General features: G+C 59.0%; 6 protein-coding genes and 5 pseudogenes. 9 read left to right on the forward strand and 2 right to left on the reverse strand.

The window, feature by feature from the left end:
• Positions 1-98 precede the first annotated feature (98 nt).
• Both V8Z74_RS25720 and V8Z74_RS25725 read right to left on the reverse strand, forming a co-directional pair.
• Positions 99-1037: pseudogene (locus V8Z74_RS25720) on the reverse strand (IS30 family transposase); the annotation flags it as partial.
• 67 nt (positions 1038-1104) lie between these two features.
• Positions 1105-2015: pseudogene (locus tag V8Z74_RS25725) on the reverse strand (IS3 family transposase); the annotation flags it as partial.
• Between the two features lie 60 nt (positions 2016-2075).
• Between V8Z74_RS25725 and V8Z74_RS25730 the strand changes: the two are divergent.
• The 9 genes and pseudogenes from V8Z74_RS25730 to V8Z74_RS25770 form a co-directional block, all read left to right on the forward strand.
• A pseudogene (locus tag V8Z74_RS25730) lies at positions 2076-2378 on the forward strand (transposase); the annotation flags it as partial.
• A gap of 234 nt (positions 2379-2612) precedes the next feature.
• Positions 2613-3284, forward strand: a complete 672-nt coding sequence (locus V8Z74_RS25735) for an isochorismatase family protein (protein WP_059441884.1) — start codon at positions 2613-2615, stop codon at positions 3282-3284.
• 76 nt (positions 3285-3360) lie between these two features.
• Complete coding sequence (locus V8Z74_RS25740) at positions 3361-4446, forward strand: Bug family tripartite tricarboxylate transporter substrate binding protein (RefSeq protein WP_349712217.1); 1086 nt, start codon at positions 3361-3363, stop codon at positions 4444-4446.
• Positions 4443-5369, forward strand: coding sequence for a LysR family transcriptional regulator (locus V8Z74_RS25745; RefSeq protein ID WP_059441886.1), 927 nt, complete (start codon positions 4443-4445; stop codon positions 5367-5369). The genes V8Z74_RS25740 and V8Z74_RS25745 overlap by 4 nt, the downstream gene beginning before the upstream one ends.
• A gap of 97 nt (positions 5370-5466) precedes the next feature.
• Positions 5467-5813: pseudogene (locus V8Z74_RS25750) on the forward strand (transposase); the annotation flags it as partial.
• Positions 5807-5908, forward strand: a pseudogene (locus V8Z74_RS25755) (IS3 family transposase); the annotation flags it as partial. The pseudogenes V8Z74_RS25750 and V8Z74_RS25755, both read left to right, overlap by 7 nt.
• Positions 5909-6165: 257 nt before the next feature.
• Positions 6166-6525, forward strand: coding sequence for an IS66-like element accessory protein TnpA (tnpA, locus tag V8Z74_RS25760; RefSeq protein WP_059441888.1), 360 nt, complete (start codon positions 6166-6168; stop codon positions 6523-6525).
• A complete protein-coding gene (gene tnpB / locus V8Z74_RS25765) occupies positions 6522-6863 on the forward strand; it encodes an IS66 family insertion sequence element accessory protein TnpB (protein ID WP_349712221.1) in 342 nt (113 codons plus the stop codon). Before tnpA ends, tnpB begins: the two co-directional genes overlap by 4 nt.
• A 70-nt stretch (positions 6864-6933) precedes the next feature.
• Positions 6934-7350: an IS66 family transposase gene (locus tag V8Z74_RS25770; protein WP_349712223.1), complete on the forward strand. Its 417-nt coding sequence runs from the start codon at positions 6934-6936 to the stop codon at positions 7348-7350.
• Positions 7351-7402 lie beyond the last annotated feature (52 nt).

The following is a 7402-nucleotide window of genomic DNA, read 5'->3' on the forward strand; positions in this document are numbered from 1 at the left end:
ACAGGAAAGTCAATGAAATCAACGATCTACCAACACCACCTCCGCGCCAGTGCTAGCTTTTCGTACCGTCACTTATTGCACTGAAAACGAGGAGACCCCGGCAAGTGCACAAGCATGGTCAAGCGGCTTGTGCGCTCGACCAGCGTGCCAATCGCTGATCGTCCCAAACCGATGATCAAGTCCCCCTCCCAATGTCCTGGTACTTTGCGATCTTCTATCTCGAACGGTCGATTGCAGATCATTACTTCTTCACTGACATGAGCCCACGCTTTAGCTTGGCACCTTGCCCGAGGAACACGTAGCGCCCGCCCGGTGCGCAGATAACTGACCGTCTCTCGCTTGAGGGCACCTCGACCCTGGATGTACAGGGCTTGGTAGATGGCTTCGTGTGAGATGCGCATCGATGGATCATTTGGAAAGTCCAGCCGTAATCGGTTCGCAATTTGCTGTGGAGACCAACCTTTGACCCACTTGCGATCACAGCGGTGGGGCTTGTTGCGGCCAATGAACGCCGCTTGCTGGGGACCGGCAACTTCCCACCCTTGCACATCGTAAATGGAGCCTTCCAAGCGTTCTTGGACATATTCACGCAACCGTGGATTCGTTACCAGCTTGGATGGTTTGGGGCGTTTGGCCACAAGTTCTGCTTTCCACTGCGCAACGGATGCTCGATATTCCAACTTGCCCCCGCGAGTCGCCGCATTGCGTGTCAGCTCCCTCGATACAGTAGAAGGACTTCGGCCAATTCGACGAGCAATCTCCCGCACGCCAATATCCTGCGCACGAAGTAATCCGATCTCTTCTCGTTGGTCAAACGACAGATACCTGTTGGATACAGGCTTGGACATAAACAATGGCATGCCGCCACGATGCCTGAACCAACGAGCCCCAACCGCCTGTGATGCACCAACAGCTTCGGCTGCTTTCTCACTGGTGATGCCCTTGGCGATCTGAAGCCAGAACTGACGCTCGATCTCTCGTCGATGTGACGGAGCACCAGGAGATCGCATGGCGTCTCTGCCAGTAAATTGCTTCATCCATCCTGCGGGACGTCCCATAAACACCTCCTGATTAAAGGTGTTGCAACGACCGGTTGAATCCACCTTGGCTGCCTTGATCTGAATGATGGATGACCGCTCCTGGCCTGCGGGTGTGCAGCGCCATGTTGAGCGCCGAGAGGACAAGGTCTGCAGTCATCTGCACCCCAAAGGCCCAGCCCACCACCTTGCGGCTGCAGGCATCGGTGACCACGGCCAGGTACAAAAACCCTTCCCAGGTCGGCACGTACGTCATATCGGCCACCCACAGCTCATTGATGTCTTTGGCGACAAACACCCGCTTGACCAGATCGGGTGCGGGGCGCTGGCGCTCGTTTCGCTCGGTGGTGACGCACCAGGCTCGCCGGCGGCTGACGCCCTGGATACGCATCGCCCGCATGAGGCGGGCGATGACCCCTGTATCGGCTAACTCGGCACGAATGCGGGGCATGCCGTATGTTTCGTCGCTGGCGCGGTGGGCCCTGCGGATGTGCTCGCTCAAGACCATGTTCGCTTGCGCCCGCTTGCGCCCGCTTGCGCCCGCTTGCTCAGCGGACGATCCCGCCAGTCGTAATACCCGCTGGTGGAGACCTTGAGCGTTTCACACAGGGCGCGCACGGGTAGTTCGGCCTGGTTTGCTTTCACGAGCCGGTAGACGTTATGGACGTCTTCTCGCTCTTGCCGGCAAACCAGGCCGTAGCCTTTGCCAAAATATCACGCTCCATCTGGACCTGGCGCAGCTTGCGCCGCAGCTCGATCAACTCCTGGCGTTCAGCCGCATTGAGTGGCCCCTGCGAAACATTGCCTTTGGGTGGTGGCAGTGCCGCTGCCACGCCCATTGGGCTCAGCCGCACCCACTTGGCCACTGTTGTGGCGTGCAGGCCGAACTCTTTCATCGTTGGCACTGCGGCCTGCATGTACCAACTCAATAAGTTGCTGGCGGAACTCCGGCGCGTACGCCGTTCGGTATTTGCTCATCTCGAACTCCTTCGGTTTGAACCATAAGGTGTCCGTGAAATGGGGTCAACTCCAACTCCAGTTCACTCCGATCGTGGTGGCCACTACCGCTGGCCAGGCTGGCTATCAAGAATGAGTGACGCAAACCTTACTCGCTCGATGTCTCGCAAGGCCTGCTCACCTGACAACGCGGCCTGCGAAGGCTTCTTCGGTAGGCTGAAGACCGAACTGTTCTATCCTCGGGACTGGAAGAGCCCCACCGTTGAGCAATTCTTTGAGGTGGTCGATTCCTACATCCGCTGGTACAACGAGAAGCGGATCAAGATCTCTCTCAGCTCTCTCAGCCCCATTGAATACCGTGTGAGCCTAGGGCTAGGGGCATAAAACCAGTCCAATTTTTTATCCGCACCCCCCAAGGAATACCGTATCTCTTGACAGCGTGAGAAGTCCCTGTAGGGGCAAGGTCACAAGTTTGGCGGCGGCCACGGGCCATCCCAGCGCGGATACCGGCCCCAGGCCCGCGTAACCAAAAAATGTCTGGCTCCTAAACACAATCTGTCTTGGACAGCATGGAAGTCACGATGCTGTAATAGTTTCACTTCAACAGCACCGTTTGACATGACCACCACGCCCCCCTCCCCTGTTTCCGATGCCGAGTTTTTTCACGAGCGCGGGTTCGGGTTTCCCATTGGTTTTGGCGCCAGACCGGTGCTGCTGGTGGTGGACCTGACCAAGGGTTTTACCGATGCGAACCGCCCGCTGGGCGCAGACCTGACAACGCAGATCAGGGCGACGAATGCCTTGCTGGATATCGCGCACCAGAAAGACATCCAGGTCATTTTTACGAGTGTGCGTTATGACGATGCACAGCTGCGCGATGCGGGTGTCTGGGCGCTCAAGCAAAAAGGCACGGCCAGCCTGATGGCGGCGGGTGACGGGCATGAAGTGGACCCGCGGCTGGCTATGGGGCCGCGTGATGCCTTGATATACAAAAAATATGCGTCCTGCTTTTTTGGAACGGACCTGGTTTCACGGCTAGTCAGCGCGAGGGCCGACACGCTGATCATTGTGGGCACGTCGACCAGCGGCTGTGTGCGGGCCAGCGCGGTGGATGCGTGCCAGAACGGCTTCCGGCCCATGGTGGTTCGCGAGGCGGTAGGCGACCGTTCTGTGGCGGCGCACGACCAGAGCCTGTTCGACCTGCAGGCCAAGTATGCCGACGTGGTGTCGCTGGAGGCCACGCTGGCGTATTTGCGCACCATCGAGGCCCCGGTAACTCTGGCTGCATAAAGCGGCGTTTTTTCCTCTTCTTCTTCATTCTTCTTCTACAACTTCCTTCCACTTTTTTTCTTTCAGAGGTATGTGTATGCACCCCATGATCCAGAAAACGCTCTTCCTGTTGTGCGCGGGCATTCTGGCCGCAACGCAAGCGACGGCGGCCGACCCCTATCCCGACCATCCTGTCCGTATCATCGACGGCTATTCCGCGGGCGGCGGCACGGACTATGTGGCGCGCTACCTGGCCTCGAAGATGGACGCGGATTTCGGCGGCAGCGTGATTGTGGAAAACCGCCCGGGTGCGAGCGGCCAGATCGGCATGAGTTATGTGGCGAAGTCCAAGCCGGACGGCTACACGCTGATGGTGATCCCGAATGAGCTGTGGTCTGTCGCGCCGCTGCTGTACAAGCGCCTGCCTTTCAACGTGGACCGCGAGCTGACGCCGGTGGCAACCCTGGCCGACATCCCGCTGGTGCTGACGGTGAGCGCCAAGGTGGCGGCGAAGACGGTTCCGGAACTGATTGCGTATGCGAAAGCCAACCCGGACAAGCTGACCTTCGGCACGGCCGGCGCCGGAACCACGCACCACCTCGCGGCGGAGCTGTTCAAGACCATGGCCAAGGTAGACATGGTGCATGTGCCTTACAAGGGCACCTCGCTGGCCGTGAACGATTTGCTGGCGGGCCAGATCGACATGGTGTTCTCGCCGATCACGGCCGTGCTGCAGCACATCAAATCTGGCAAACTGAAGGCCCTGGGCGTGACCACGAAAAAACGCGTGTCCGCCCTGCCCGACACGCCGACGATTGCCGAATCCGGCCTGCCGGGTTATGAAGGCAGCGTGTGGGTGTTCTTGGTGGCGCCAAACGGCACACCCAATGAAGTGATTGAAAAGTGGATTGCACAAGCCAAAAAAAGTTTTCTCGACCGAAGAAGCCCGCAAAATCCTGGCGGTGCAGGGCGTGGAGCCGCTGAGCCTGACGCGGGACGAGATCAAGCAGCGCAACAAGGAAGACTCGGCGCGCTGGGAAAAAGTGATAAACGACGCGAAAATCAGCATCGAATAAGTGCTGCGCTGTTCCGGCTGAAGGACGCATGGGATTCCATGACGTCCTTTTTTCGTTTTTTCTTTGCTGTGAATTTTTCGGCTGAATACAGGGGACAGGCTTCTTGAACCTCAAGCAACTCCGCTATTTTGTGACCGCGGTGGACCTGTGCAACATTACACGCGCCGCCAAAAAGCTGCATGTGGCGCAGCCGGCGCTGGGCCTGCACATACGCGAGCTGGAAGCGGAGCTGGGAGTGACCCTGCTGCACCGGCATTCGCGCGGTGTGGAGCCCACCGTGGCCGGCCAGCTGCTTTACAGCCGGGCCAACCTGATCTTTGAGCAGCTGGAGCAGACGCGCAAAGACGTGACCCAGCTTCACAACGCCGCGCGGGAGCCGGTGTCGCTGGGGCTGACGACCAGCCTCACGCTGCTAGTGGGCACCCACCTCCAGCTCATGGCCGAGCGTGATTTTGACGACCTGGCCTTCAGCCTGGTGGAAGGGCCCAGCTTTTTCCTGGCCGACGCGATAGAGCGCGAAGAGCTCGACGTGGCCCTGGCCTACGAAATAGAGCCGCGCCCCAAGCTGCTGCTAACGGCGGTGATGGAGGAAGAGATTCTTTTCGTCACCGCGGCCGGCAAGAAAAAAGCCCCGGCGGAGATTGCGATGGAGGAGGTCTTGAACAGCAAGCTCGCGCTGGGCTCGCGAAGGGACATCGGCCGCCGCATCCTGTCGCGTGCCGCGGGTGTGCCGCTGGCCGACCTGAAGGTCGCGTATGAGGTCCAGTCGATCGCCGCGATCCGGGACCTTGTGCTGCAGGGCGAAGCCAGCAGCATCATGCCCTATGGCTCGGTCGCCCGGGAACTTGAATCTGGGCGCCTGGTGGCCAAACGCATCTCGGGATTCCCGCTCAAATCGACGCTGTACATCGTGCGGCGGACCCATTCGGGGAATGAAAAAAGCTGGGAGGCGCACGGCCTAGACCGGCTGCTGGACCGCACTATCGCCATGGTGACGGAGAAGCTGGGGCCTTACGGCATGCGGCTATAGGGTTCTGAAAATCATCTAGCCGGCAACCTGCCCCCATGGGCTGCTGCCGGTTTCGTAGACACCTTGTTAAGGTGTGAAGGTGAAACCGGAGATGGTTATGGAAAAGAAACGGCAATTCAGCCGAGAATTCAAACTGAAAGCTGTAAAGCTGGTCAAAAATCGAGGTGTGCCAGTGGCGCAGGCTGCACGAGACCTTGATGTTCACGAGAACGCACTACGCATATGGATACGCGAACTGGCGGCTGACCCGCAGCAGGCTTTTCCTGGCCAAGGCGTGATGAAGCCCGAGCAGGCCGAAATTGAGCGCCTCAAGAGGGAAAACGCCAAGCTCAGGATGGAGCCCGACCTGGTGAAAAAAGCGGCGGCCTACTTTGCAAGGCAGGCGTTGTGAAGTTCGGCTTTATGGCGAAACACCGAGGAGTCTGGCCGATGGTGATGATGTGTTCGATTACATCAAGAGGTTCTACAACCCGACCCGGCGCCATTCGACGCTTGGCTACGTCAGTCCCATACAGTTCGAGAAAGCTCAAGAAGCTTAGGCCGGTGTCCACAGAACCGGCAGCAGCCCACTGAGTAATCCAAGAATTCCTCCGCACCCCCTATTTTCAAAGAGGATATTGACATGCCAACGGAGTTACTTCAAAAAATTTCAATTAGCCCACTGCCGATGAGGATGCGCGACATTGAAAGCATTGACAAGTTGAGAGTCCTACAGTATGCGGCTAGGCATCACATATTGAATCAGTAGCGTAGCCAGGCGACGATGGTGCCCACCAAGAACTCAAGTGGACACCTCATGGAACACTCCAAAACGCTTGCCCGACGGCCTCACAGCGAGGCGTTCAGGACGCAAGTTTTGAGCGAATGCAGCCAGCCAGGCGCTTCCGTCGCAGCGATCGCACTGGCCCATGGGCTTAACGCCAATCTCGTGCATAAATGGCGCCGCAAGGCCCGCCAGGCGCCGGCGGACGGCACGCGGCAACGGCCCGAATGTGCCGGCTTCGTTGCACTGGCCTTGCCCTGTGCACAGCAGGCCGCACCCGCGCTGCCGGACATTCATATGGAGCTGCGCCGAGGCGCTGCCACTATTGAAGTGCGCTGGCCCGTTGCCGCCGCGGCAGAGTGCGCGGCCTGGCTACGCGAGTGGCTGCGATGATCCGCATCGACGCGCTGTGGCTGGCAACGGCTCCCATCGACATGCGCATGGGAACGGAGCGCTTGCTGGCCCGGGTGGTGCAGGTGTTCGGGGTTGCCCAGGCCCACCATGGATACCTGTTTGCCAACGCCCGTGGCAACCGCATCAAACTACTGCTGCACGATGGCTTCGGCCTGTGGTGTGCTGCGCGCCGGCTCAATCAGGGTGGTTTTGAATGGCCACGCGGTGGTGCCGATATGGCGGCATCCATCACATTGACCAAGCCGCAATTCGATGCGCTGGTGCTCGGCCTTCCCTGGAGTCGGCTGGAACAAATGCAGACCATTACGCACTTGTGACGACTGTGGCGCAGGGCAATTGGCAGATGCCCTAGTTCCAATCGCTGTGCGCCTTTTGCACAATGACAGCATGCTCAACGTGCACACCCTCAGCGCTCAGGACTTCGTCGGTCTGGGCCCTGAGGCCGCTGCAGCGTTGGCGGCCAAGGTCCTCCAGCACATTGGCCAGCAAAGCCAGCAAATTGACTCGCAGGCGAAGGCCATCGAGTTCAAGGAAGCGCGTATCCAGAGCATCCTGTTTGAGCTGCGCCGCCTGAAGGCTTGGCGCTTTGATGCCAAGACCGAGCGCATGAATGCCGAGCAGCGCCAGTTGTTTGAAGAAACGCTGGCGGCCGACCAGGCGGATCTGGAAGCACAACTTGCAGCACTGAAGGCGGCCGCCAAGGATCGTGGCGACACGGCAGACACCGAGCATGACACCCGCCGCAAGCCCAAACGTCGGGGTCTCCTCGTTTTCAGTGCAATAAGTGACGGTACGAAAAGCTAGCACTGGCGCGGAGGTGGTGTTGGTAGATCGTTGATTTCATTGACTTTCCTGT

The organism is Comamonas sp. w2-DMI (genome assembly GCF_040187735.1).
Classification (GTDB): Bacteria; Pseudomonadota; Gammaproteobacteria; order Burkholderiales; family Burkholderiaceae_C; genus Comamonas; species Comamonas terrae.

Excerpts from the sequence above, each read along its gene's own strand:
- V8Z74_RS25735 (WP_059441884.1), top strand. The coding sequence starts at position 2,613 with ATGACCACCACGCCCCCCTCCCCTGTTTCCGATGCCGAGTTTTTTCAC.
- V8Z74_RS25740 (WP_349712217.1), top strand. The coding sequence starts at position 3,361 with ATGCACCCCATGATCCAGAAAACGCTCTTCCTGTTGTGCGCGGGCATT.
- tnpA (WP_059441888.1), top strand. The coding sequence starts at position 6,166 with ATGGAACACTCCAAAACGCTTGCCCGACGGCCTCACAGCGAGGCGTTC.
- tnpB (WP_349712221.1), top strand. The coding sequence starts at position 6,522 with ATGATCCGCATCGACGCGCTGTGGCTGGCAACGGCTCCCATCGACATG.
- V8Z74_RS25770 (WP_349712223.1), top strand. The coding sequence starts at position 6,934 with ATGCTCAACGTGCACACCCTCAGCGCTCAGGACTTCGTCGGTCTGGGC.